Here is a 25,620-nt window from a genome sequence, read left to right on the forward strand (position 1 = left end):
GCGAACAGTTTAGTTGTCGGGATCTAGTCCCACGGGTGCGTCCGTTCTACCCCGGCTACTATCAATCTATAAATTGAATAAAAAATAGTCAACCAGATTTCTCTGGCTGACCTTATAATACGACGTGGTATGTATGCGAAGTTAATGGAGGAAGAAGATCGTGATAAGCGAAAAGAAGCTTATAAAGCTTATTATAAACCGTATGTTCAATTGAAAAACACGATTGGCTCCACACTTGCAGCGGCCATTCGCAATAATGTCAATATGTCAAGATTAAGAAATTATCCATCTGCTTTAGAAAAATCATTATTTAGTGATGAAGTACCGAAAGAAGTTTATGATAATTTGATTATGTCAACTAAACAAAATATAGCCCCAATGAAAAAATATATGCGATTGCGAAAGAAAGTATTAGGGGTCGATGAGTTACGTGCGTATGATTTAAGTGTACCGTTAGTACAAGGTGCAAAAGAGGAAATTTCTTATGAAGAAGGCTATGCACTTATGCTCGAAGCATTAAAGCCGCTTGGTGAAGAATACACGTCAACATTAGCGAGTTTTAAAGAAAATCGTTATCTAGATGTCCGCGAAACACCTGGGAAGCGTTCGGGGGCCTATAACCTTGGAGTATATGGTGTGCATCCATTTATTTTATTAAATCATCGCGATGATTTAGATAGTGTGTTCACGTTAGCTCATGAATGTGGTCATGGCATGCATTCATATTTCAGTTCTACTCATCAGCCGCGCATTTCAGCTGGTTATTCTATTTTTGTTGCAGAAGTGGCGTCAACAGTCAATGAGATTTTATTAATCCGTCATTTATTAAAGACGACAAAAGAAATCGATAAGAAAAAACATTTACTGAATCATTTTATTGACAGCTTTAAAGGAACGTTCTTTACACAAGTAATGTTTGCGGAGTTTGAAAAAACAGTTCATGAAAAAGCGGAACAAGATGAACCATTAAATGCGGATGTCTTTAATGGGGTATATGAGTCCATTTTCCGAACATACAATGGAGAAGATCTTGTTTTTGATGATGAAGTCAAATACGGCTGGACACGGATTCCACATTTTTATCGCCCGTTCTACGTTTACAAATACGCAACAGGCTATACATCTGCGATTATTATTGCTGATACGATTTTGTCCGGAGACAAAGAGGCATTAGAAAATTATTTAACGTTTTTAAAAAGTGGAAGCTCCGACAAGCCTCTTGCATTATTGAAAAAAGCTGGAGTTGATTTAACGAAACCAGAACCGATTGCTAATGCTTTACGTATCTTTAATGATCTTGTTGACGAATTTGTTGAATTAATGGAAAAGTAATAATTCCTGTTGGTATAAATTTAAGAAAAATGATATAGTAAGATGTCTGAAAAACAGGCTCAATCGATTCGATTGAGCCTGTTTATCTATTATAAGGAAACCAAGGGAAGAGAAAGATGAATTCAACGATAGAATATATTAAAGAATGGCAAGAGGCCCTGCAGCTTGAAATTCTCCATTTGAAAAAGTTTGGAAGCACAAAATATTTAATTTCAAATGGAAAACAGCTTTCAAGTGGCGAGGCTTATACGTATTATTTTGAAACAGGTATATCTGTTAAAATCCCAGTAGGCAGTTCGGTTCGCATGGAGTGGGGAGGAATAAAGGAGAAGGGACGCATTTTATCTTCAGAAGGGAAAAGCATCATTTTAGCATTTGACCGTTCACTTGGAGATGTAATAAGTGAAGCATTTCTTTTCCATGATCCGTGGGAGTTGCTAGAACAACTAATAAGCCGTTTACTAGAAGCGGCGAAAAGCAAGCAAAAGCGCTTACGAATTAAGCGATTAATGGACCCTTCTATGCCAGCGAAGCATCCAAATGAAAGTGGGCAAACGGCTGTAAAAGAACTGTTTTTGCGTTCTAAATATAATCCGGTTACATTCGTTTGGGGACCGCCGGGAACAGGCAAAACGTATACGCTGGCCCGAACGGCTTCCAACCACTATTTAAAAGAGAAAAAGGTGCTTATTTTAGCGCATAGCAATCAAGCTGTCGATGTGTTAATGGCGGAAATTTCTGCTTTTGTGAAGAAGAAAGATCGATTTCAAGAAGGAGAAGTGCTTCGTTATGGCACCCAAATTGGAGAAAGCTTAACGAAGCATGAAGATATCGTTTCCGGTCAGCTGCTGCAAAAAAAAGAACCAAGCTTGCTAAAAGAAAAAGAACAATTAATAGAAGAAAAACGACTGTTAAAGCAGGATTTAGCCGGCTCTTTTAGCGTACGCGATTCAGAACAACTAATTGAATTAGAGAAAAAGCTGGCAAGAATTTTAGAGAAAATTCGTCAAAAAGAAATGAGCTTTATAAAAGAAGCGAAAATAATTGGAACCACATTGGCGAAGGCGGCAACGGATGCTACCATTTATGAGCAAGAATATGATGTCGTGATATTAGATGAAGCGAGTATGGCCTATGTGCCGCAAGTGTCTTTTGCTGCTTCACTCGCGAAACATATCATCGTTTGCGGTGATTTTAAGCAATTGCCGCCAATTGCTGCAGCTAAAGATGCGATTGTGAAGCAATGGTTAAAGGAAGATGTTTTTCATCGTTCGGGGGTAGCAACCGTTGTCGAAGCCGGAGAGCTGCATCCGCATTTATTTCTTTTAAAAGAACAGCGACGTATGCATCCGGAAATTTCTGCTTTTACGAATCATTATATTTATCATGACTTTGTTGGTAATCACAAAAGTGTGGAGGAAAGTAGAAAGTCGATTGCTGAAATGGAGCCTTTTATGAATCGAGCTTCCATTTTGTTAAATACGAGTTTTTCGGGAGAATATTGTGTGTCAGAGCGAACGACTCATTCACGAGTGAATCCTTGGCAATTGCTGCTCTCCTTTCAACTGCTTCATGAAGCTTATATCGATGGTGCTCGTTCGATTGGCTATGTGACGCCGTATCGTGCGCAAGCCGATTTAATGGAACTGCTATTAAATGATATATATGCAAAGGAGCGTGAAACAGCCGATTTGATTGCGGCCACTGTTCATCGTTTTCAAGGCAGTGAGCGCGATATGATGATTTTTGATACGGTTGATAGCTATCCGCAAAATCGTGCAGGATTACTACTGACGGGAAAAGATAGTGAACGCTTAATAAATGTAGCGATTACGCGTACAAAAGGAAAGTTTATTCATGTATGTGATACTAATTTTGTAAAGAAATTTGTATATCGCAGTAAAACAATCCGCCAATTAGTCGATCATCAAACACAGCATCGCCAACTAGTTCAAACAAATGAAATTGGCCAGTGGGTCAAGCATCAGCATCCTCGTTTACAATGGATGCATGCAAGAAAATTAGAAAAACTATTTGATGATTTAACGTCAGCAAAGCGAGACATCATCGTAGCTTTACCTAATTCTTTTCAATTACCGGATGAATGGCTGCCGGTACTACAAAACTGTTCAGCGAATATTACGCTTATTTCACCCAAAATAAATCGTGAGCTTCCCGCCAATCGTTTTATACTAACAGTCATTGCATTTCCTTTCATTATCATCGATCAAAGATTTGTCTGGCTGGGTGTTCCTGTTGAAGCAAACAATCGGGTGCAGCCGCCGTTTATTGCAGCCAGGCTAGATTCAGCTGTAATGGCTGAACAATTTATCAATCAAGTGATTGTATCAGAATAAGCGCGAAAAAAGGCGAGCATATGAACGTGCTCGTCTTTTTGTTCTAAATTTTATATTTAAAATTTCACCTCGTCAGAATATAAACTTTTTTCAGCTTATCAATCGGATACAACAATTTATCAATCGAAACCAGGATTTTATTGGCTAATTTAAACGATTTATCCACCAAACACATTCAATTTATTTATATTTAATAAATAACCTCGGTAGAATATTTAATAATCGTTCATTCCAAATAAAGTGTAAAACAAATAGATAAATTAGTAAGGTTGTTTTATTGCAATCAAGCAAATTGGATGCATTTTTAGGTTATCTTAATATAAGATGACAATGTATCGCATCATCTAATGGAGAAAGAAGTGAATAAAGTGGACACATTATCAAATATAAAATTTTCTATATTAGATTTAGCACAAATTACCACTGGTGGTTCACCTGCCGAATCATTTCAACATTCAGTTGACCTTGCACAGCATGCAGAAAAGTGGGGGTACCATCGTTATTGGCTTGCTGAGCATCATAATATGCCAGGCATTGCAAGTTCAGCTACATCTGTTGTCATTGGTTATGTAGCGAATGCGACGAAAACGATTCGTGTTGGTTCAGGTGGAATTATGCTGCCTAATCATTCACCGCTTGTCATTGCGGAACAATTTGGTACACTAGAAGCAATGTATCCAGGGAGAATTGATTTAGGATTAGGGCGTGCACCAGGCAGTGATCAACAAACAGCAGTGGCTCTTAGACGCGACCCTCGCAATCAAGGTCAAGATTTTCCTGAACAATTAGCTGAGTTAAGGATGTATCTAAATCCTGCTTCACGTAATAACCGCGTACGGGCGATTCCAGGGGAAGGACAAGACATTCCCATTTGGCTGCTTGGTTCGAGCGGCTTTAGTGCCGTGCTTGCAGCGGAACTTGGGTTACCTTTTTCATTTGCCAGCCATTTCTCACCGGAAAATATGCAATTAGCCCTTGCCAGGTATCGTCAATACTTTAAACCTTCTGAAGTGCTAGACGAGCCGCACGTGATGGTAGCAGTAAATGTGTATGCGGCAGATACAATGGAAGAAGCGCAGCGAATCGCGACTTCTCATCAACAGCAATTCCTAAATCTCATTCGTAATACACCTGGCCAATTACCACCACCTGTGGATTCAATGGAGAATCTTTGGTCAGAATATGAAAAAAGTCTCGTAATGAAGCAGTTACAAAATACGATTATTGGCACACATGAAGAAGTGAAAAAACGATTAGAAGATTTAGCGCAAAATACGAATGCAGACGAAATCATTATTGCTACAACAACTTACAATCATCAAGCACGTCTTCGTTCTTTTGAAATGGTAGCAGAAGTAGTAGGGATGAAATAAAATGAAAGAATCATCCATGAGAGTTCAAACGAATGTCTCATGGATGATTTATTAAATGAATTAATTATAATTATATTATGTTAACAAGAGGTATGTATGGAACAAAACTCATTATTTTTTCATTTTGCAAACGAACAGGGAATTAAACAACCGCTTTTTTTTACACACCCAAAGCAAATCGTCGAAACATCTAATCTAGATGAAGTGCTAACGAAAATGCTGGAAGTACAAGCTTTCGTCGATCAAGGGTATTATGCCGCGGGCTATGTTTCCTATGAAGCCGCACCAGCATTTGATTCGGCTTTTATGGTGAAACAGGGGGAAAGAATGCCGCTGCTTTGGTTTGGGATTTTTGAACAACCAACTGTTTTGAAGGAGTACAATACTGAATCTTTTCAATTATCCAATTGGACTTCCAACACATCAAAAGAGCAATATGAGGCGGGTTTTACAAACATTAAAACAGAAATAAAAAAAGGCAATACCTATCAAGTGAACTATACCTTACGTTTACAAGCACAATTTGAAGGAGATGATTTTGCCTTTTATCAACAGTTAGAGAAGGCACAGAATTCGGATTATAGTGCTTATTTACATATAGGAAACTATCGAATTTTATCGGCATCACCGGAACTGTTTTTTCATTGGAGAGATGATGTGATTACAACAAAACCAATGAAAGGAACCGTGAAAAGAGGGCTATTTTTAGAGCAGGATCGAGAACAAGCTAGTTGGCTGGCTGAATCGGCAAAAAACCAGGCGGAAAATGTCATGATTGTTGATTTATTACGAAATGATGTGAGTGTTATTGCAGAAAATGGATCAGTTCACGTTCCAGCATTGTTTGAAATTGAACAGTATCCAACTGTGTGGCAAATGACGTCTACTGTGAAAGCAAAAACGAAAGAACATACAACGATTACTGATATTTTTAAAGCACTTTTTCCATGTGGTTCCATAACAGGAGCTCCCAAAATTAAAACAATGGACATTATTACACATGTTGAGGATTCCCCAAGAGAAATATATTGTGGCGCTATTGGCTATATAACCCCTAAACGTGAGGCCATCTTTAATGTACCGATTCGCACCGTTTGGATTGATACAGAAACAGGACGTGCCGAATATGGGGCCGGTGGCGGAATTACCTGGGATTCAGTACTAAGCGAAGAATATGCAGAAGCGTTCTTAAAAGCAAAATTGTTAACCGAAGTTCGGCCTGACTTTCAATTGTTAGAGTCATTTCGATTAGAAAATGGTGAATATTATTTATTTCATCACCATATGAAAAGATTAATGGAAGCAGCTGAATATTTTCAATTTCCGATTGTCGAAGAAGATGTGACAAATGAGCTCCATCAATTTGCGAAGCAGCATTCGGATGGCTTATATAAAGTACGTTTAGTTGTTTCAAAAACAAACAAAGTAGAAGTTAGCGGGATGACAATTGAAGATACATATTCTACAATTTCAATTAGATTGGCTGATTCTCCAATCAAGACAAATCATCCATTTGTTTATTTTAAGACGACGAATCGTCAAGCTTATGAAACATTTTCAAAACAAAATGTGTTTGATGTATTGCTTTGGAATGAAAACGAGGAAATCACTGAATTTACGAATGGAAATATTGTCGTTAAGTTGAATGGAAAACTGTATACCCCTCCTGTTGAATGTGGGTTGCTAGCAGGTACGTTCCGCAAGCAATTATTGCTTCAAAAAGAAATCGAGGAGAAAGTGATTACGAAGGCAGAGTTGCTAAAAGCTGAGGAGGTTTGGTTTATTAACAGCGTACGTAAATGGATACAGTGTGAAATAGTGTGATAGGACGGGCTTTTAGACTTATCAAGCCTCAACTTGCCCACCTTCTTTTCAACTAACTTAAATAGGATTCCAGCTTTAATAAATTCTCGGCTTCGTATTTTTTGTCATAGTTAGATACAGAGTTGCTGTCATTTTTATAGACGTTCACTTACAAACTTCATAACAGCACCACTTTCCAATCGCATAACAGCGTGTATATAACGCAATTTGTGCAGGGGGAAAGTGGTGCTAATTTGTTTTTCTTGAAAGATGGCCTTTTATATGGTGCTATTGATTGTTGGCTCATTTGTGTGAACCAACAATCGCATGAGTAATAAGATCATTTAACAAAGAAAGGATAGGTATCAGGTTTGCGATAAAACCTAAGAATTGAACTACTGTCCCTAGGCTTCTTATATGAATCACAATTTCTTTCGTGGAATTATGAAATATAGATGGCTGACTTAGCCTAGTGAATAATGCCAAGCAAATATCATGATGTACAGGAAGGAGTGTAGTTAATGACGGACTTAAAATTAAATCAATCAAATCTAGATTGGTTAGAAGAAAGAACAATCATCTTATCTCCAACAGGGAGTTATGCCTATGGTACAAACACAGAAACATCAGATAAGGATTTTAAAGGGGTATGCATCCCTCCTATTGATTATTACTTGGGATTAGAATCTTTTAACGAATATAACACTACTGGAGGGAAGAACTTCCGCAACACGAAAGATGATGTCGATGTAAGTGTCATTCATATTAATAAATTCGTAAAAGATGCGATGAAAGGAGTTCCGAACAATATTGAAATTCTGTTCGTCCGACAAGAAGATTATCTAAAAGTTACCCCTTTAGGACAACTGCTTATTGATCATCGCCATTTGTTTTTATCTAAGCATATTCAAAAGAAATTCGGCGGCTATGCCTATTCCCAAATGCAAAAATTAAAAAGTAAACAATCTAATGAAACAGGGAACCAAGATTTAATGGAGGAATTTAGATATGACCATAAATTTTTTATGCACAGTATTCGCCTTCTAACAAGTGCTATTGAGATATTAGAAACTGGAGATTACAGCACATACAGAAGCAATCGCCAACTTTTATTAGATTGTAGAAACGGAAAATTCACTTTCAATGAAGCTTTGGACATGCTTAGAATGTATGATGATCAATTAAAAGTATCATGTGAAAAATCCACGCTTCCTCCAATACCTGATTATCATAGGATTAATGAATTGTTAATCGAGATTAATCAACAAGGGCTAGGGTTGAGATCATCTTAATAAACAGTAAGTTACGCTGATGTTAGCTCTATATCAATTCAGTTTAGTTTTCTGATATTTGTTCAATAAAACATCTAATGTTTGACTATATTTAATGGTATCGGGATGATTAAACCCTTTCGATATTCCGACAGTAATCATATGGGTTCTTAAACAATGAATGGCATCTTCCAAATGTTTAAGAGGTACAGATTTTGTATTCATAAATGAACTCCTATATCAATAAAAAGTAAAGTTTAGTTAATATTTAACATTATATAATAATAATTACAAAAAAGATATTTTAAAATACGTTTATGCTAAGAAAAATTTCGATATTAGGACAAATTTTAAGTGTATTTTTGAAAAATATTAATGGATATAGTAGAAGGGATTTAAGGGAATAGTAAAAGAAAAGGCTATGATTTAGTTTTGGTTAAAAAGACCATGTAACTAGTATACGGAAATAGATAAGGTGTGATTATGAGTAGAAGGAGTGAACCTGATGGCGATATGTCCATTATGTAATGCATTCAAGGAATTGGAAATGCATTGCACGTTATGTGAAACTTTATTAGATGACTCAGGAAAAGTATCCGACTTTTTAGATCCATACGGTCATTATAATGATGAAGAAACGGTAAAAATGGGAGATGGATATCCGAATACAGCAAGAGATCAAATTTGCCCTCACCTGATGTCTTGCAAATCATGCGGTCACGACCAAGTCGTTTTTATCCAAGAAGAATAAGTACTAAGCTAGCTGTGCTAAATAATAGTACCAATTCTATGAAAACATCTATTTGAAAAATAGCTGCGGTAGGCGATGAGCAAGCTATCTCTATGCAGTACATACATTTATTATATAGAATCAGTTGAGCAATTTTCAAAAAAGCCTTAGTGAGTTTGCTAATAACTTATGATTCTTTTATGGCCAACAACAAAGTTGGCTTTTTCTATTGCCCTTATTATCAATAAAAAATACATACATAAGCAAAGTCTGAAACAAGTTATCTAGCTAGGTAATCGCCAAATTAACTTTACTAGTTAGATATACAAACAAGTCTAAGGAATGAAACATATAAAAAATAGGAGGTGATTTAAATGCCAGTATTGTTGCAAACTTTAGTAGATAAATCTGTTAAAAATATGGGGAGCGGTATTCATCCGGTTGTAAAAGAATCCGTACTTGAAATGATTAAACGAGCATATGAAGAAGGGATTTATGTACAAATCAGTGCGGGTTATCGTTCTATGGAGGAACAAGCAAAGTTATATGGTCAAGGGCGCCTAGGATATAGTTATAACGGAAAAAATTATAGTAATATGTCTAAACCAAGAGTAACAAATGCTAAGCCTGGTCAGTCCTATCATAACTTTGGATTGGCCATCGATTATTTTATTTCAAGTGATGATGGAATACGAGCATTGTGGACAGTGAATGACAAATGGAGAAGGGTTGCAGAAATTGGGAAAGAATTAGGTTTTGCTTGGGGAGGGGATTGGAAACACTTCAAGGATTACCCACACCTTGAAATGGCAGGAGGCCTATCTTACTCTCAGTTACAATCTGGAAAACTCCCTAGTCTAACCTCTAAAGTGGGTGGGACGAAAGAAAAGTGAAATCGGAAGTCATCAAGAAGGAATCACTCTCTAAAAATAATGGAGATCCAATTATTAAAGAGATTCAGAAAACATTAAATAGTCGATATAATGCTAAATTAGATGTAGATGGTTTGTATAAAACTAAAATGAACACAGCGCTTATAAAAGGATTACAAACTGAACTTAATAAACAATTTAAGGTTGGATTAGATGTAGAGGGTAAATGGGGAACAAAAACGAAAGCAGCTGTTCGTAATGTACGTAAAGGGGCAAAAGGGAATATCACGTATATTGTACAAGCCATGTTATATATCAAAGACTATAATCCAAAAGGCGTAGACGGACATTTTGGAGACGGTACAGAAAGTGCAGTGCGAGCATTTCAACGTGCGAATCGATTAGGTGTAGATGGAATAGTTGGTAAGACTACTTTTGCAAAATTATTTGGATCATGATGCAATTAGCTTACTATTTGATTTAGATTGGGCACATTTTAAAATGTTTAGACGAAACTCAATCATGATGATTGGGTTTTTTGTCTTTATAAGGTGCAGACATCGGTTTATGGATTAGACTTGAATTTTACGTACAAAGTTCATTTTTTCGTTATAATAAAATGGATGAAAGGAATTTAAGAGAGACAGAGGATTTATAGAAAGAAAAATTTATACAGATAAGGAGATTTATATGGAGAAAAAAATAATTCCGCAGTTAACAGATCTCATTGCGACAAAAGAGGTGTTTTGGGCTAATCCAAACTATGCACAACAGACGGTGCCCGGGGAAAAGGTGATAGACGCAGAAGCTCGTCTTAAACGATTTGCTCCGTATATTGCAAACGTTTTTCCTGAAACAAAAGAAGCGAATGGTATCATTGAATCGCCTCTTGTAAAGATACACCATATGCAGCGATATTTAGAGAATACATACGACGCGGTAATAGAAGGGCGTTTACTATTAAAATGTGATAGTCATTTGCCGATTTCTGGTTCAATTAAAGCGAGAGGCGGTATTTATGAGGTTCTAAAATATGCTGAGAGCATTGCGATAGAACATAAACTTCTGAAAGAGACAGATGATTACGCAAAGCTTACTCACGAAACATTCCGATCCTTATTTTCGCAATATTCCATTGCCGTCGGTTCAACGGGGAATTTAGGACTAAGTATTGGAATTATTAGTAGAATGCTAGGCTTTCAAGTGACCGTTCATATGTCACAAGATGCGAAGCAATGGAAGAAAGATAAGCTTACTAGCCTTGGCGCAATTGTAAAAGAATATGCAGATGATTATAGTAAAGCGGTTGAAGCTGGGAGGCAGGAAGCAGAGCAAAATGAGAACTGTCATTTTATTGACGATGAAAATTCAGAAGATTTGTTCTATGGCTATGCAACAGCGGCTTTACGCTTAGAGCAACAATTGAAGGAACAAGGCATTGTTGTCGATTCAGATCATCCGTTATTTGTCTATTTACCATGCGGTGTTGGTGGAGGACCTGGCGGCATTACTTACGGATTAAAGCTCATTTTTGGAGAAGCCGTTCATTGTTTTTTTGCTGAGCCAACGCATTCCCCTTGTATGGTGCTAGGTCTCATGACAGGCAAGTTTGATCAAATTTCGGTACAGGATGTAGGGATTGATAATCGAACAGAGGCAGATGGACTTGCAGTTGGAAGAGCATCGAAATTGGTTTGTGAGAAGATGAATGATTTGTTAAGCGGAAGTTATACGATTGAAGATCAGCGCTTGTTTCACTTATTAAAAGCGATGGCTGAGACAGAAAATTATCAATTAGAACCATCTGCACTAGCTGGTGCGTATGGACCAATCCAACTTAGTCAAACGACGGCAGGTCAGAAGTATCTGAAAAACCATCATTTAGAAGATAAAATGGAACAAGCGACACATATTATTTGGGCGACAGGCGGCAGTATGGTGCCGAAAGATATGATGGATGAATATCTAGCAAAATAATGAATAGGAAGAAGGATAACCGGTGAGAACAAGACATCATATTCATTATGCGTGGATTATACTCGCTGTCACGTTTATCGGGATTTTGGCAGCGCAAGGCGTACGATACACGTATGGGGCTTTTATGGAGCCTTGGGAAACAACTTTTTCAACGAACCGTGCAACGACTTCAGCGATCTCCTTTATTAGCTTTATCGTATTTGCCATTTTTCAACCGATTGTTGGAAAGATGATTGATCAATATGGTATCAAAAGAGTATTTTACATGAGCACACTCATCATTGGTTTTGCGGTTTTGCTTAGTTTTTTTGCGACAGAGCTTTGGCAAATGTTTATTTTGTACGGAATTGTCGCTTCGATTGGATTTGGCGGTGCTTCAGGTGTCACAGCAACGGTTGCTGTGACAACCTGGTTTCAGAAAAAAAGAGGATTAGCACTTGGAATTAATGAAGCGGGATTTGGTGCCGGACAAATGATTATTGTCCCAAGTTCGCTTCTGCTTATTGATGCTGTTGGTTGGAGATGGACGGTTTGTATCATTGGTCTGTTTTTAATTTGTATTGTTAGTCCATTACTTGCTTGGTTGTTAAAATCTGACCCCTTTAAAGCAGGAATGGAGCCGTTTGGTTATGAAAAAAATCAAGAAGAAAAGCAGGAAGAAAAGCCAGTCGTACAAGCAAAATCGAAAGCGGATCGTCGCTTCTGGTTTTTATTAATTCCGTTTGCCATTTGCGGTTTTACAACAACGGGATTAATGGACACACATTTAATCCCCTTTGCGCAAGCCTGTGGATTTTCAGCGCCTGTAACAAGTGCTGCGGTTAGTACGCTTGCTGCTTTTAATGTCATTGGAACGCTTGTTTCCGGCATATTAGCTGATCGCTTTAATAATAAAAACATATTAGTAGTCTTATATTTTACAAGAGCGATTACGGTGGCGTTTTTAGTATTCGCTGCGAGCGGGTCAGGGCTCGTCCTATTTATTGAATATCCAATACTGTTATTTATTTTTGCGATTTCCTTTGGATTAGTTGATTTTGCGACCGTTGCACCAACGGTTAAATTGCTTTCGGAATATTTTGAAGGCCAATCTGTCGGCTTGCTTTCGGGGTGGTTATTTATGAGTCATCAACTTGGCTCAGCCTTAGGTTCGTATATTCCTGGCATTTTGTTCGACCAAACGGGGAATTATCAGCAATCCTTTATCATGGCCGTTGTATTGTTAGTCATTGCAGGGGTGTTGAGTGCTCGTTTGCCTAAGAGAGATTAATCAAAAATATCCCTGGATTTTTCAGTACTTCCATATGTTGTATTTGGTGCTATAGGACTATTTGTATGGAGAATGAGGGTTTATTTTGATTGACAACTTGTGTTTTGAAAATCCCCCATTTATTCTAAAATGGTTGTTTAAAAGATAGAGAGGGAGGATTTACAGAAATGAATGAAGATTTACAGAGAAATCTAGTACATAATAAAGAAAATATTTATTTTGGATTGGTCTTACTTGTAAGTATATTATGTTATATTACATTGGCTTTTTCTATTATAGGTATTGTGATTATCCTTGTTCTTGCTCTTATTTCCTATTTTTTCCATGCTATTAGTATGGCGCAGATCCGTCGAAATGCAGTGAGAATTTCCCCGCAGCAATTTCCGGAAATATATGAAAAAGCGGAGAAATTGTCAGCTGAAATGGGGCTGGAAAAGGTTCCAGCTATGTATGTTATGGAAAGTATGGGAATGCTGAATGCGTTTGCCACTCGTTTTTTCGGTAAGAATATGGTTGTTGTGTATTCGGAAATATTTGATTTAATTGAAAGTGACAAAGAAGATGAGATGCTGTTCGTGTTAGCACATGAATTTGCACATTTGAAGAGAAGACATGTTTTAGTACATTTCTTGATCTTACCGGCGATGTGGATGCCTTTTTTAGGTGAAGCATATATGAGAGCTTGTGAGTATACATGTGATCGTTACGCTGCTTTTTATATAAAAAATATGGAAGCAGCCCAAAATGCTTTAACCATTCTAGCAATAGGAAAACAATTGCATTATCGTGTGGATCAAGAAGCATTCATGTCTCAGCTTGAGGAGGAAAAAGGATTTTTCACATGGCTAAGTGAAAAACTGTCTACTCATCCTGATCTCCCTAAAAGAATGAATGGTCTATATCATTGGCAGAATCCTCATGAATATACACTATTTAAAGAGAGAAAACGAAATGTCGTTCTTGGATTGTTCTTGACTCTTGGCATTTTTCCAGCACTATTATTTGGTATATTTTATGCTGTGAATAAAGCGGATCAATTCCTAAGTGAATATGCTTGGAGTGATGATGCATCAGAATATGAGGCGGAAAATGTTACGGAATTAATGGATGCTGCAAGTGTAAACGATCTCGATACGATGAAAAAAGAAATAGATAGTGGGGCAGATTTGAATGCGAAAGATAGTGATGATTCAATGGCTATTCATTATGCCGTCTACAATGATTCTTATGAAGCGGCAGAACTACTAGTTCAATCAGGAAGTAATCTTGATGCAAAAGATTACTACGGCGATACACCACTTATGATTGCTGCCATGAATGGAAATTCTGAAATTGTAGAACTTCTCATAAAAAATGGAGCTAACAAGGAAATCAAAGGTGAAGAAGGATACACAGCGTATGAATATGCCGAAGAAAATGGCGATAAAGAAATCATGAAACTCCTAGCCGAATAAATCGATGTTTATGAATTGTAATCAAAAATACTGAACTTCTCATTTTGAGGGAAGTTCAGTATTTTTTTGATGGTATGAAGAATGATATAAGTAGATATCTTTAATTTACACTCGAGTTTATGAAAAATTTTTAAAATGAATCTTTGAAGAAATTTTTGTTAAATTATGTTAAAATTAATTTAACATATAGATTGGAGGTTTTTTAGTCCGCTCACGTTGAATCTCTTATGAATAGGGGGAGAGAAAAGATGAAAAAATTTGCAGTTATCGTATTATCGGTCGTTCTATTTGGTATATTAAGTACCGGGGTTACAGCAAACACTACCTCACAGAATTTATCAGATGCAAATGCGATAAAAATAGCAAATAACGCTAGCATTCATTTTTGGAACGCGTTACACGGATATAAAAACACCTCATGTTTACAAAAGACATTTACTTATAAAGGCACACAGTATTCTTATCTTTGTAAAGAATTTAATACAAAAGACAAACTCGTTAAATACTTATCAGAAACATTTACTAATAGTGCGATACAAAAAGGTTTAAAGGATTATAGATATATTACGTATAAAGGAAAATTAGCTAGGCCTGTCGGCGATGGCTTCGGCATGTTGGAATGGAAGAAAGCAAAAGTAAAATTAATTGATAAAAAACAAAACGTTCGTTCATACAAATTCACTGTACCTACTGTTGATGGCGGTAGCGTGAAACGTACGGTTACTTTCTACAAATCAGGGTCGAAGTGGAAAGTAAACAAGTTCGATGCGGTTCAATAAATGAAAACCTCTTAAAAAGGCGATGTTCATAAAGAAAAAAAGGCGATTTTCCGCTCAGTAATGAATGGAAAATCGCCTCTTCATTATGTTCTTTTTGTTGGCTGCTAGAGACTATTTAGTTTTTCGTTGATATGTAGATAGTACTACTCTTCCCACTAAAAATAGAGATCTTCAAATTTCTGCACCAGTTCCGATTTTTTGTTTTCCCTTTTCTCCTCGACTAAAGGATTTTGGCAGGTATAGTCTTGTTACCAAGCTGAGCATACTAAAAATGGGAATTAAGTTAGCTCGGCTTGGTTCTAGCTATTATACCTGCCAAACCGTTGGATCTCTCGTCCTTAGTTTGATTTTTAAACGGATTGGTTGACGTTTTAAAGAACCAGCCTCGCACCTCAAAATAAGAGGGGACATCACCTGTCTTTTATAGCCATTAAGCTCGTCGTTTTTCCCTTTTAGATAACCATATCCAAGGGGGGATTTTTATAGTAAAAGGAAAGAACATCTGAATTAATGAAAGTTGATTTACGAACAATATTTATGGAATACTTTTTCCCTTGTGCCAAAAGATAAATAGGAAAATTACTTTAATAAATGAATTGCAAAGGAGGGGTTTCATGAAGAAAAAGGGACGTAATGAACCTGCTATGTTAAGTGAGGATTGGGATACAGATCCTTCTGCAAGTGACAATGAATCATTTGAGATTGAAATGATGCAGAATGATTCAATAGAAGTACCTGGTACAAAGAGGGGAGATTCAACAGAAAAAACAAATGAGTAACTCTAAAACAACTTCTTTCTATATATTTATTCGGTTGGAGTGTGTTTTGATTGATCTTTTCTTCAAAACACACTCTCTCTTTTTGTTCGTTTATCAAGGTTAATAGTATCAATCTGATCAGCTTTCTTTGCTTCAAGGACGCTGCTGAATTGCACCTGCTCGCTCGTCCCCTCAAGGTTACGATTCGATTCAACATTTATAATTATTAAATAGGAAACCGTATATCTAAAATGGCGGTTTCGTTTTTTTTATATTATTTTGACTCTATATACTTATTCTAGATTTGCATGTGAAATTGTAACTCAAAAAATCAACGGGGCTGTCCGCAACACTCTTCCTCTTTTTAAACTCCTCCTAATTAGCTATGATTGGAAGTATAGTGAAAAAGATGTTTTGTAGGGAAGGGGAAGGTACTATGCCATTAGAAATCGTTCGCAATGATATTACAAAGATGAAGGTAGATGCGATTGTAAATGCCGCGAATACAGCACTGAAAATGGGTGGTGGTGTATGTGGTGCTATATTTCGTGCAGCGGGTGCCAGCGAGTTGCAAGAAGCATGCGATAAAATCGGTGAGTGCCAGGTTGGAGAAGCCGTTATTACCGATGGGTTTAAGTTGGATGCAAAGTTTATCATTCATACACCAGGACCTATTTGGCAAGGTGGTTCAAACGGGGAAGCAGCTCTGTTAAAGGCGGCTTACTATAACTCTTTGGAACTAGCAAAGAATTATCAGTGTGAGTCTATAGCTTTTCCATTGATTTCGACTGGCATATATGGTTATCCAAAAGAGGAAGCATTGCAAATTGCGGTTTCCACTATCAGTTCATTTTTATTACATTATGACATGCTCGTTTATCTAGTTGTTTTTGATAAACAATCTTTCGGTTTAAGCAAGAAATTGTTTACCTCCATTCATCAATATATTGACGAGCATTATGTAGAAGAAGTAGAAAGTACGTTTAATCGTATTAGAAGAGAAGAACGATATGCAATGGACCAATTGCAGGAAGTTGAAATTCTTCAGCAGGACCTATACGAAGAAGCAAACGATTCTTTAGTAAACCTGTTGAACCAACTCGAGGAATCTTTTTCCGAGCGGCTGCTTCGTTTAATTGATGAAAAAGGAATGACGGATGTTGAGACGTATAAAAGGGCGAATATTGACCGCCGATTATTCTCGAAAATTCGGAATGGAGTCGATTATACTCCAAAGAAGAAAACCGCTATTGCCTTTGCCATTGCTTTAAAATTGAATTTAGAGGAAACGGTGGAGTTGCTAACTACTGCTGGTTATACTTTGTCGCGTAGTAGTAAGTTTGATGTCATTATTGAGTTCTTTATTCAACAAGATAACTATAATATTCATGAAATCAATGAAGCCTTATTTGCTTTTGATCAACCATTACTCGGTGCTTAAAATGTCGCTTTCAAAGCGACCATTTCTTATCAAATCATTGTTATCCTAAGTTTATCAATGAACGGAGGATGACGATGATGAAAAGGAATTTAACAGAATTAGTTTTTATTTTAGATAAAAGCGGCTCCATGGCAGGACTTGAAACAGATACAATTGGTGGTTTTAATGCGATGCTTAGGAAACAACAAAAAGCTGAAGGAGAAGCCTTTGTCACTACCGTATTGTTCGATCACTTTTACGAATTATTGCATGACCGAATAAATGTAAAAGGCATATCTCCTATTACTGAAGAAGATTATGAAGTAGGGGGGACTACTGCCTTATTAGATGCTATTGGTTTCACCATTCAAAAAATAATTAATGTACAAAAGAGAACAAGTGAGGATGAACGTGCGGAAAAGGTACTATTCGTCATTACAACGGATGGGATGGAAAATGCTAGCCGTGAATACACAACGAATAAAATTAAAAAAATGGTGCAACATCAAAAAGCGGAATATGGCTGGGAATTTATGTTCCTTGGAGCCAATATCGATGCCATCTCAACTGCTGCACAATTTGGAATCGATGAGGACTTCGCAGTTGAATACCATGCTGACCATATAGGAACGCAATTAAATTATGAAGCGGTAAATGAAGCCGTGGTCAATCTTCGAAGTGGCAAAAAGATTAATCGAAGCTGGAAAGAAGGAATTGAAAGGGACTATAATCAGCGTTCAAGGAATGAATAAAATGTGATTTTTAGGGAAGTAAAACTACCTTTTTATGTCCCTGAAAAATTTTGAATAGCCAATTTAAAAATTAAAATACTACCATAAAGGAATTTAATATTTTAGTATAGAAAAGGAATTTAATATTTTAGTATAGAGCTCTTCTCGTCTTTTAGAGAAGGGCCATTATTGTTTACTCCATGAGAAACATAAGATTTAGGTAACTTTTTAATACCTCCAATAATATATGGTCTCCAGATTTGAGTTATGAATCATCATGCGTTTTTTAGTAGGGTTCTGTTAAACGATAATGTTGATATTTAAGATATAAAAAAATAGACCATCATTTTTGATGGTCTTATTTAACTAAAGCACCCTTCGTTCAACAAGCCTTGATATTTCTCGAACAAAGCTATGTATAATTTCAGTATTAAAATGTAGTTTAACTTAATTTATTTGAATAATAAATCCAAATCATTATGCAATTGACTCGTCTTTATTTCACTATATTTATCCCTTATTTCCTCTAATGAATAGGGCTTTTTGTTAAGTAAATAGTTTTTTAATTTCAAGAATGTACTTAGAGGGAACTCATGGTCCCAATTTTCTTTATATCCCACAACTCCATGTTTTTTAATTAAAGAATCCACTTCCAAAATGATTATCTCCAATAAGGAATCATAAGGACATTCTGTATTGATATCTACTATATCTTCATCTTCTTCCTTACCATCATATGTGACTATAACATGTAACATCCCATTGGTTTTTAATGTAAAATTCCAAGTTGTAATACTAGGTTCTGCGTCCCACTCACAACTTGTATTTGTTGTTAACCCATCCCCTGGTGAAACGCAATCAGCATTTAGATACATAAGTGCATTAAGTAAATCACCTAAGCAGTCTCTTACATAAGTGATTCCATCAAATGATGATTTTTGAGAATTTATTTCTATAAATCCATCCACAACCCAACGAGTAAAAAACTTATATTCAAACTTCATGTAATAATTCCACCTCTACACTCTTTTTGTCCATTTTACACAGTTTTCTGTTAAACCGCTTACGTTAGTTTAATAAGAAAATCAACATTGTTCTTTAACAGAGTCTTTAGTATAAATACAAATATTATTTAATGTCATTTAAAACAAAAACCCTTAAATATATTTCTATTAATGTTTGCTCAATTTTTTTATTAATGAGCTTTCATAATTGTCGTTTGAAGTAAAACAAACTTTTATTATTAACTAGGATAAATTAAAAATTAATAAATTAGCATAAATATTCAAAAAATAGTTGTCAAATCATATAGATTAAAATATAATCAAATTATCAAATGATATAAAATATAACATGTATATGAGAGGTAGGACAACATGACTAAAACACTTATTGCAAATGTAGCGACAGAGACTGCAGTTTTAGAACAAATTAAAGAGACAATTAAAGAAAAAAGTGTTGAACTACTACACTTACAATTTGTAGATATTGAAGGAATCTTAAAGCATATCACGGTAACATCTGAACAATTAGAAGATGTAGTAGAAGGTAAGATGATGTTTGATGGTTCTTCTATTACAGGTTTTTCACCTATTAATAAATCAGATCTATATCTACAACCAGATTTAGCTACATTTGCTGTTCTTCCTTGGACGGTAGAAGAAGGGTATTCAGAGGCACGATTCTTATGCTCTGTAAAAAACCCAGATGGAACTCTTTTTGAGGGAGATACAAGAAATGTACTAAAGAAAACAATGGAACGTGCAGCCGATAAAGGTTTTACGATTTCAGTAGGACCTGAGTTAGAGTTTTTCCTATTTAAAACGGACGAAAACGGTTATGCAACTCAAGAACTCGGAGATAAAGCAGGTTATTTCGAACCATCACCACATGATCTTGGAGAACGTGTTCGTTTAGAAATCTACCGTGCTTTAAAAGCGATAGGCTTTACGATCGAAGCATCTCATCATGAGGTAGCAGAAGGGCAACATGAACTTAGCTTTAAATATGCAGATGCACTAACTGCAGCAGACCGATCAACTACGTATAAATGGGTCGTGAAGACCATTGCAAAGAAATTCGGATTGCATGCTACATTTATGCCAAAGCCAGTATTCGGAATCAACGGTTCTGGTATGCACGTAAATATGTCATTCTTTGAAGGCAGCGAAAATGCATTCTTTGATCCTTCAGATGAGTTGCAATTATCCGAAAAAGCGTATCAATTTATTGCAGGGGTACTAGAAAACGTGAAGAGCTTTGCGGCAGTAACAAATCCGCTAGTAAACTCTTATAAACGCTTAGTTCCAGGCTATGAAGCACCTTGTTACCTTGCTTGGTCTGCTTCTAACCGTTCAGCACTTATTCGTATTCCAGCGAAAAAAGGTCTTGCGACACGTGTAGAATTGCGCTGTCCAGATCCATCAGCTAACCCTTACTTAACGTTCGCAGTCATTGCTTCTGCAGGTTTAGATGGAATCGAAAAAGGACTAGAAGCACCAGCTCCAATTAATGAAGATATCTTCCATATGACAGAAGAAAGAAAAGCGGAACTCGGCATTGACAACTTACCTGGCAGCTTAAAGGAAGCAATCAGTGAATTAGAATCAAGCGAATTTGCTTATAAAGCATTAGGCGATCACGTATATAACGAATATGTTTCTATGAAAAAAGCAGAATGGGATAGCTACCGCACAGCTGTTCATTCATGGGAAATCGAAAACTATCAATCTAAATTTTAAACCATTCAAAGCCTTGATATCTCTGGTATCGGGGCTTTTTTTATGTCGGGCGATTTAGATAGTTTTCCGCCTATTTTTTTGAATGTCCGATTTTATTTAAAAAGTGATTATTTGAGTATGTTTTTCATATACTCTTCGTATTTGTCCATTCTATCCTTTTCGAATGCATTATGCATTGTACTGTGTACAATCTTAATAGTTTCTCGACTAAATCGTTCCCCAAGATGATTAATAAATTTTTGGTATAGTACTGGTTTAACATCTTTCAAAAGAATGTCTTGAAAATAGGGGAGTATTCGAGTCCTAATATTCATTTCGTGTTTATCGAAAGTACCTTTTTTGTATTCTTTTAGCCATGTGTCTAACCGCATTTTTAATGATTCGTCTGTTTCAAGTGTACCTTCTCACAATTTGCGTTCCATTTCTTCAGCAGCAAGTTTTGCCTCTGCTTTACTGTCAAAACCTTTCTTTGACTTTTCCCTTGTTTTTCTTGAGGTTGGGCCCTGATAATAGATTCTATACTCTCAGAAATCCTTATTAGAGCCTTTCTTTTTTATGAAAAAAAGTAGACCGTCATCTACTCTTCAAATTAAATTGCTAGCGCTAGAAATTTAAAGGTCTTGCGTGAAACGAATGGCTTTACCAAGTATTTTAGCCGGATTATCCTCTGTCACTATGTAAGGTTCATAGGTTGGGTTATCTGGCATAAGCATAATCATACTTCCTTGTTTCTTTACACGCTTCAAAGTTGCTTCTGTATTTTCCCTGTTTTAATTAGAAACCTTGATATATCAACGTTTTCAGGGGTTAACGAGCAAGAAAGTTAATTAACTCTTATTAACCCTCTAAGTAAATGAGGTGGTAATTTGCATCCAAAACAGATATGCGCCGATTTTGCTTCAATGGGATCTCCTTTAGTACTGGATGGTGACGACTTGTATATAGAGCATCTGGAAAATATCTATCCAGAACTTGAAGAGTTAGTGAAGAGCTATAAATCTCGTATCGTAGCTTATTTGAAAGGCGAATATTCAGACAATGATCACAATGTAAAACAAACTGTGGACAAGATTATTAATTTCTATTTGGGCATCGAGCAAGATATGAACGGAAAAATAAATGATTGGCTTAACCATGACGGTGAGGCCACCAAGATGGTTATGGAATTGACTATTGAACTTTCATATAACGGATGGAATAAAGTATCGGAGCCAACTTGCAATTATGAGAATAAAGTAATAGATAAATTATCTAAAGAAATTTTTGAACGAGCGATGGTTTATTTTAAGAATGGAGTAGTGATGGGATGAAAGGATTTATAGAAATATTAGAAAAACGTTATAATTCTTCGCGTTTAATAAATGTAAATAAAATCATATCTGTTTTAGATGATCAAATTTTTGTTGAATATCCAACAGGTGTAGAAATAATTAGACATGAAGGGACTTATGAGGAAATTAAACAAAAAATTCAAGAAGCTATGGAGTCCTAATATGAACACTATCCATTACCGATTTTCCGAACGAGAAAGCCCATTACGGTGTGAGTCACACCCCCTTTAGGGATGGGATGAGAGTGAGGTCGAACCGGGCGTGTTTTATGACACGTCAGAGGTTCGATTTTTTTTTATAGGATATACTCTTGTGTTAAGAACGAATGTTCTGCTATAATGGGTGTAAGTAAAAGAGAAAGGAGGCAAAGCGATTTGTTTGTCACTCATTCCTTTCAAATTCCTTATGATCGAAACATATACAAAGAATTAAGAACGATGCAACGAGAAGCGGCCTCCGTTTGGAACGATATCGTGCGGGAAGCTACTTCCTATTATTTTGCTTGTAAAAAGTGGGTAAGTAAAACCGAGATTCAAGCTATTCGAAAACAAACCTACAACCTTCATTCGCAAACGGTTCAAGCCATTGCAGATAAGTATGCGGCGAACCGTGAAACGATTCGACAGCTGAGAAAAACGGATAAAAAAGCCAAATATCCGTGGCGAAGAAAATATTATTATTGTATCCCCTTAAAAAAAGCTTCTATGGACATTTCAACAGACACCATCACGATTAAAAAAGTAGACTATGGATTCTCCCTCTCTGACCTTTTAACTAAGAAGAAAAAGAAAAACTGGAACGAAAATGTTCCGAAGCAACATACATCGGTCGTCATCCCCAATCAATCAGCAGAAAACTTAGACATGTGTAACTATGCGGAAATTGTCTGGCGGAACGGAGCCTATTGGTTTTGTTATACAATTCAAGTTCCTGAACAAGATTTGTCTGCGTACCAGAAGAAGGTGGCAGGTGGAGATTTAGGAGAAATTCATGCGGTTGCGGTGGCAACCTCAGATCGAGCCCTTATCCTGTCAGGACGTGCGATGCGCAGTATCTCCCAATTCCGTGCCAAGGCTTTAGCGGACTTAAGCAAGAAAATGTCCCGTTGTAAAAAAAGATCTCGTCAATGGAAAAAGTACCAATACGCCAGAAATCGCCTACGCCAAACAAGCAACAACCAACTCGAAGCCCTGGAACATAAAACGACGAAAGAGATTGTCGCCTTTTTGGAAGTAGAAAAAGTAACACACTTGGTGATTGGAAACGTGTCAGGCATCGAAAAGGGGACCAAGAAGAACGAACAAAAGAAACGAAAACAGAACAAAGTGAGAAGACAACAACTGTCCCTGTGGAATCAAGGGAAAATCAAACAAAAACTCACCTATAAAGCGAAACTAAAAGGCATCATCGTGACAGAAACGGAAGAAAGCTATACGTCTCAAGACTGTCCGTTTTGCGGAGGCAGACATCGAGCAAAGGGAAGAACGTTGATTTGTTCTGTTCACAAAACAGAAATCCATCGTGATGTAAACGGTGCTCAAAATATTGCACGTAAACAACATCACATGGCCGTCCAACCACTTGTTTCTGTGGTGTTTAAACAACCTGTTTGGTATCAACGTTTTTTGTCCAAAAAACAAGGAGATTCCTCTCTTAAGGACAAGCCCCCAACAGGAAAAAGTATCGCCGGTCGAACGGCGTAGTAGGCACAGACCTTGCCCACTTGAAAGACTGTTTTTCTCTCAAGTGTCGCTCACTCAAGTCTTGCCTCTGCCTCTTCTTATGGAAGGTGGTAAGTGGGGTGTTTGTGAGAAAGAACCCCGTGGCTTTAGCCATGGGAGTGGTCAGAGATACTCAGACACAGAATTCAAAACAATCCTGGACACATTAGAAATTATTGTGGATACCAGGAAGCGGAAAAACCAGCATGTACTTGATTATTTTCGCAAAAAAGTGCCATTCAAAATTTGAACCATGAAAACATGTGATTATTCGGCCATGATTCTTAAAAATATCGAAATGGGTATTACAAGGGATATTTATTTAACAGCAGGATTGGAACAGAAAAATGGTGTAGATGAATTGGTGGAAAGCATCAAAGACCGGACTCGTTTTGAAAATGAATTAATACGAGCTTCTAAGAATCCATTCGTCTTGATTGTGGAAGACCTAGAAGGCTATCAGAAAATATTGAACGGTATGTATCGTAGCAAGTTATGATCCGAAAGCTTTGTTAGGCAGCTTAAAAACATTTGAGGTTCGTTACGATTTTTCAACTGTTTTTCTTTCGCCAAGTACAACAGGGAACTATATCTATCATCATTTTCTCTATTATGGCTCGTGAGTTGTTGACAAGAGGGTTTATATGATTAGTCCGGTTCCTGTTAAACAGTTAAACAAAGCTATCGCAATTCAGAAAGATTTTTTCAAAGCAGAACTTTTGAATATGGGTTATTTCAAAACACCTAGTGGAAAGCAATTGAACGAGCTTTCATTACGCGACCTTGAATACATCTATCAAAAAGAGAAAGTGAGGTTGAGATATGACAGTAAAACAGAAACGACATTTACGTAAATCTTTGGCCAAACGTGAGAAAGCAGTTGGAGAGATCAAGACAAATAAGCTTTTAGAAATTATTTTGTTAAAAAGGGGATATTGCGGAAATGAGGGGCACTGAAGAGTAGACCCAAACTGTGTAATATAGCTGAAATCCAAACAAATCTCCAAAAGACCACATCAGACCAAAACTAAAAGTCAAAATAATATTTAATATAATTGCTAACTTAGAGAGAGCATTTTTAGTTTTCAAAGACAGGAGTCCGAATATAGCTCCTAAAGGATTTATTATCCATGTTAACATCCAAATGGTACCGAGAGAATTATATGAATTAGGAATTGCGACAACCCATGAAGTTATTCCAATTAAAATTGCAATTAATGAAAGATAAAGAAATACTATTGATTTCATTCAAATCGACACCTTAATTTACTTTTTTATTTAGCTTTTGGAAATAGAAAAAAATATATGTCTTGTAGTGAAAAGTATGAAGAAACTGCTTAATAATCCAAAACGACAAATTGCGACATATATAGACAGGTTAGAATATGGGTAAATTCAAGAGTTTTTACAATATGAATGCAATTTGGTCTAGTAAACTACAAAATGCCTTAGAAGACTGTTCAAAAGGAGATTATGAGAATGTCAACAATTCAATTTGCTAGAAATAATATTTCTCTTGATTTACAACCTTCACAAATGAGCATAGAGGAATTTTATGAAGATCCGCATGAAGGTGTTGTGTTTGATAAGTTAGATTTGAGCCACTTTTACACGATTTGATCACATAAAAAATGAGCCACCTAATTTCCAATTCTATAAACCTCTCTTATGATAGAAAGTGACCAAACTTACTACATTTG

25 protein-coding genes and 3 pseudogenes are annotated in these 25,620 nt (G+C 36.5%); 22 read left to right on the plus strand and 6 right to left on the minus strand.

Going from position 1 to position 25,620, the window contains the following annotated elements:
• Positions 1-117: 117 nt before the first annotated feature.
• The 5 genes and pseudogenes from ACE199_RS22185 to ACE199_RS22205 all read left to right on the plus strand — a co-directional run.
• Positions 118-1,332, plus strand: a pseudogene (locus tag ACE199_RS22185) (M3 family oligoendopeptidase); the annotation flags it as partial.
• A gap of 116 nt (positions 1,333-1,448) precedes the next feature.
• Complete coding sequence (locus tag ACE199_RS22190; protein WP_375351690.1) at positions 1,449-3,689, plus strand: AAA domain-containing protein; 2,241 nt, start codon at positions 1,449-1,451, stop codon at positions 3,687-3,689.
• 359 nt (positions 3,690-4,048) lie between these two features.
• Positions 4,049-5,062, plus strand: coding sequence for an LLM class flavin-dependent oxidoreductase (locus ACE199_RS22195; protein WP_375351691.1), 1,014 nt, complete (start codon positions 4,049-4,051; stop codon positions 5,060-5,062).
• A 96-nt stretch (positions 5,063-5,158) separates the two neighbouring features.
• Positions 5,159-6,886, plus strand: a complete 1,728-nt coding sequence (gene pabB / locus ACE199_RS22200) for an aminodeoxychorismate synthase component I (RefSeq protein WP_375351692.1) — start codon at positions 5,159-5,161, stop codon at positions 6,884-6,886.
• A gap of 500 nt (positions 6,887-7,386) precedes the next feature.
• Positions 7,387-8,157 (plus strand): nucleotidyltransferase domain-containing protein, encoded by a 771-nt coding sequence (locus tag ACE199_RS22205; protein WP_375351693.1) that lies wholly within the window; start codon positions 7,387-7,389, stop codon positions 8,155-8,157.
• A gap of 33 nt (positions 8,158-8,190) precedes the next feature.
• Here the strand turns inward: ACE199_RS22205 and ACE199_RS22210 are convergent, their stop codons facing one another.
• Positions 8,191-8,361 (minus strand): aspartyl-phosphate phosphatase Spo0E family protein, encoded by a 171-nt coding sequence (locus ACE199_RS22210; RefSeq protein WP_119117834.1) that lies wholly within the window; start codon positions 8,359-8,361, stop codon positions 8,191-8,193.
• A 280-nt stretch (positions 8,362-8,641) separates the two neighbouring features.
• Between ACE199_RS22210 and ACE199_RS22215 the strand changes: the two genes are divergently transcribed.
• The 10 genes from ACE199_RS22215 to ACE199_RS22260 all read left to right on the plus strand — a co-directional run bounded on the left by ACE199_RS22215 (position 8,642) and on the right by ACE199_RS22260 (position 18,148).
• Complete coding sequence (locus ACE199_RS22215) at positions 8,642-8,887, plus strand: hypothetical protein (protein ID WP_375351694.1); 246 nt, start codon at positions 8,642-8,644, stop codon at positions 8,885-8,887.
• Positions 8,888-9,240: 353 nt separating this feature from the next.
• Entirely contained in the window at positions 9,241-9,759 is a 519-nt protein-coding gene (locus ACE199_RS22220; RefSeq protein WP_375351695.1) for a M15 family metallopeptidase, read from the plus strand.
• Positions 9,756-10,196 carry a peptidoglycan-binding domain-containing protein gene (locus ACE199_RS22225; protein WP_375351696.1) on the plus strand — a complete coding sequence of 147 codons (441 nt, stop codon included), beginning with the start codon at positions 9,756-9,758 and terminating at the stop codon, positions 10,194-10,196. Before ACE199_RS22220 ends, ACE199_RS22225 begins: the two co-directional genes overlap by 4 nt.
• A gap of 232 nt (positions 10,197-10,428) precedes the next feature.
• Positions 10,429-11,715, plus strand: a complete 1,287-nt coding sequence (locus ACE199_RS22230; protein WP_375351697.1) for a D-serine ammonia-lyase — start codon at positions 10,429-10,431, stop codon at positions 11,713-11,715.
• 22 nt (positions 11,716-11,737) lie between these two features.
• Positions 11,738-12,985, plus strand: coding sequence for an MFS transporter (locus tag ACE199_RS22235; RefSeq protein ID WP_375351698.1), 1,248 nt, complete (start codon positions 11,738-11,740; stop codon positions 12,983-12,985).
• Positions 12,986-13,152: 167 nt separating this feature from the next.
• Positions 13,153-14,439 carry a M48 family metallopeptidase gene (locus tag ACE199_RS22240; protein ID WP_375351699.1) on the plus strand — a complete coding sequence of 429 codons (1,287 nt, stop codon included), beginning with the start codon at positions 13,153-13,155 and terminating at the stop codon, positions 14,437-14,439.
• A 248-nt stretch (positions 14,440-14,687) separates the two neighbouring features.
• Positions 14,688-15,218: a Phr family secreted Rap phosphatase inhibitor gene (locus tag ACE199_RS22245; RefSeq protein ID WP_375351700.1), complete on the plus strand. Its 531-nt coding sequence runs from the start codon at positions 14,688-14,690 to the stop codon at positions 15,216-15,218.
• A 614-nt stretch (positions 15,219-15,832) separates the two neighbouring features.
• Positions 15,833-15,997, plus strand: coding sequence for a hypothetical protein (locus tag ACE199_RS22250; RefSeq protein WP_252286075.1), 165 nt, complete (start codon positions 15,833-15,835; stop codon positions 15,995-15,997).
• A 415-nt stretch (positions 15,998-16,412) separates the two neighbouring features.
• Positions 16,413-17,417 carry a macro domain-containing protein gene (locus ACE199_RS22255; protein WP_375351701.1) on the plus strand — a complete coding sequence of 335 codons (1,005 nt, stop codon included), beginning with the start codon at positions 16,413-16,415 and terminating at the stop codon, positions 17,415-17,417.
• A 77-nt stretch (positions 17,418-17,494) separates the two neighbouring features.
• Positions 17,495-18,148: a vWA domain-containing protein gene (locus ACE199_RS22260; protein WP_375351711.1), complete on the plus strand. Its 654-nt coding sequence runs from the start codon at positions 17,495-17,497 to the stop codon at positions 18,146-18,148.
• 431 nt (positions 18,149-18,579) lie between these two features.
• On the opposite strand, the gene ACE199_RS22265 is transcribed toward ACE199_RS22260, so the two are convergent.
• Complete coding sequence (locus tag ACE199_RS22265; RefSeq protein ID WP_375351702.1) at positions 18,580-19,131, minus strand: hypothetical protein; 552 nt, start codon at positions 19,129-19,131, stop codon at positions 18,580-18,582.
• A 372-nt stretch (positions 19,132-19,503) separates the two neighbouring features.
• Between ACE199_RS22265 and glnA the strand changes: the two genes are divergently transcribed.
• A complete protein-coding gene (gene glnA, locus ACE199_RS22270) occupies positions 19,504-20,868 on the plus strand; it encodes a type I glutamate--ammonia ligase (RefSeq protein ID WP_375351703.1) in 1,365 nt (454 codons plus the stop codon).
• Between the two features lie 107 nt (positions 20,869-20,975).
• On the opposite strand, the gene ACE199_RS22275 is transcribed toward glnA, so the two are convergent.
• The 3 genes and pseudogenes from ACE199_RS22275 to ACE199_RS22285 form a co-directional block, all read right to left on the minus strand.
• Positions 20,976-21,239 (minus strand): tyrosine-type recombinase/integrase, encoded by a 264-nt coding sequence (locus ACE199_RS22275; protein ID WP_375351704.1) that lies wholly within the window; start codon positions 21,237-21,239, stop codon positions 20,976-20,978.
• A 33-nt stretch (positions 21,240-21,272) separates the two neighbouring features.
• Positions 21,273-21,383, minus strand: coding sequence for a hypothetical protein (locus ACE199_RS22280; RefSeq protein WP_375351712.1), 111 nt, complete (start codon positions 21,381-21,383; stop codon positions 21,273-21,275).
• Between the two features lie 96 nt (positions 21,384-21,479).
• Positions 21,480-21,629: pseudogene (locus tag ACE199_RS22285) on the minus strand (LexA family protein); the annotation flags it as partial.
• 105 nt (positions 21,630-21,734) lie between these two features.
• Between ACE199_RS22285 and ACE199_RS22290 the strand changes: the two are divergent.
• From ACE199_RS22290 to fbpA, 5 genes and pseudogenes are all read left to right on the plus strand, one after another.
• Positions 21,735-22,178 (plus strand): hypothetical protein, encoded by a 444-nt coding sequence (locus ACE199_RS22290; protein WP_375351705.1) that lies wholly within the window; start codon positions 21,735-21,737, stop codon positions 22,176-22,178.
• Positions 22,175-22,360, plus strand: a complete 186-nt coding sequence (locus ACE199_RS22295) for a hypothetical protein (protein WP_375351706.1) — start codon at positions 22,175-22,177, stop codon at positions 22,358-22,360. Before ACE199_RS22290 ends, ACE199_RS22295 begins: the two co-directional genes overlap by 4 nt.
• Before the next feature lie 213 nt (positions 22,361-22,573).
• The gene (locus ACE199_RS22300; protein WP_375351707.1) at positions 22,574-23,902 is read left to right on the plus strand and encodes an RNA-guided endonuclease InsQ/TnpB family protein; all 1,329 of its coding nucleotides are present in this window, start codon (positions 22,574-22,576) and stop codon (positions 23,900-23,902) included.
• 172 nt (positions 23,903-24,074) lie between these two features.
• Positions 24,075-24,568: pseudogene (locus ACE199_RS22305) on the plus strand (ERCC4 domain-containing protein).
• Positions 24,565-24,774: a Fur-regulated basic protein FbpA gene (fbpA, locus tag ACE199_RS22310; protein WP_375351708.1), complete on the plus strand. Its 210-nt coding sequence runs from the start codon at positions 24,565-24,567 to the stop codon at positions 24,772-24,774. Before ACE199_RS22305 ends, fbpA begins: the two are co-directional and overlap by 4 nt.
• Positions 24,775-24,841: 67 nt before the next feature.
• On the opposite strand, the gene ACE199_RS22315 is transcribed toward fbpA, so the two are convergent.
• Positions 24,842-25,168, minus strand: coding sequence for a hypothetical protein (locus ACE199_RS22315; RefSeq protein WP_375351709.1), 327 nt, complete (start codon positions 25,166-25,168; stop codon positions 24,842-24,844).
• A gap of 231 nt (positions 25,169-25,399) precedes the next feature.
• On the opposite strand from ACE199_RS22315, the gene ACE199_RS22320 reads away from it, so the two are divergent.
• A complete protein-coding gene (locus ACE199_RS22320; protein ID WP_375351710.1) occupies positions 25,400-25,540 on the plus strand; it encodes a hypothetical protein in 141 nt (46 codons plus the stop codon).
• Positions 25,541-25,620: the final 80 nt, after the last annotated feature.

The sequence above is a fragment of the Peribacillus sp. Hz7 genome (assembly GCF_042136355.1).
Lineage (GTDB): Bacteria > Bacillota > Bacilli > Bacillales > DSM-1321 > Peribacillus > Peribacillus asahii_A.